This is a genomic window from Halobellus ordinarius (genome assembly GCF_031823395.1).
Classification (GTDB): Archaea; Halobacteriota; Halobacteria; order Halobacteriales; family Haloferacaceae; genus Haloquadratum; species Haloquadratum ordinarius.
Window position 1 is genome coordinate 1 of the sequence record NZ_JAVQKJ010000027.1, and the last position, 716, is coordinate 716.

Genomic DNA, 716 nt, shown 5'->3' on the forward strand with positions numbered 1-716 from the left:
CGACAGAACGAGACGCTGGCGATGATTGCCAGCGAGAATCACGCCAGCGAGGCGGTCTTAGAAGCCCAGGGGAGTGCGCTGACGAACAAGTACGCCGAAGGGTACCCGGGCGAGCGGTATTACGCGGGCTGTGAGTACGCCGACGAGGTCGAGCAGTTAGCCATCGATCGAGCTAAAGAACTGTGGGGTGCCGACCACGTGAACGTCCAGCCGCATTCGGGCTCGCAAGCGAACATGGGCGTGTATCTCGCGATGTTAGACCCGGGCGACAAGATCCTCTCCTTGGACCTGACCCACGGCGGGCATCTCTCGCACGGCCATCCCGCGAACTTCGCGGGGCAGACCTACGAGGTCGAACAGTACGAGGTCGACGCCGAAACGGGGTACGTCGATTATGAAGGCCTCGACGAGTTGGCCCACTCGTTCGATCCGGACATCATCGTCTCGGGGTATTCAGCGTACCCGCGGGAGGTCGAGTGGGAGCGGATCCAGGAGACGGCTGACGCGGTCGACGCCTACCATCTCGCGGATATCGCCCACATCACTGGATTAGTCGCAGCGGGCGTGCACTCCTCGCCCGTGGGAGTGGCGGACTTCGTGACGGGGTCGACGCACAAGACGATCCGCGCAGGGCGCGGGGGGATGATCCTCTGTGACGAGGAGTACGCCGACGCCATCGACAACGCGGTGTTCCCCGGCACACAGGGTGGGCCGCT

General features: G+C 63.8%; 1 protein-coding gene. It reads left to right on the forward strand.

Annotated features, from left to right (window positions below):
- On the forward strand, positions 1 to 716 hold a 716-nt coding region (locus tag RJT48_RS20600), incomplete at both ends, for a serine hydroxymethyltransferase (RefSeq protein ID WP_311174239.1).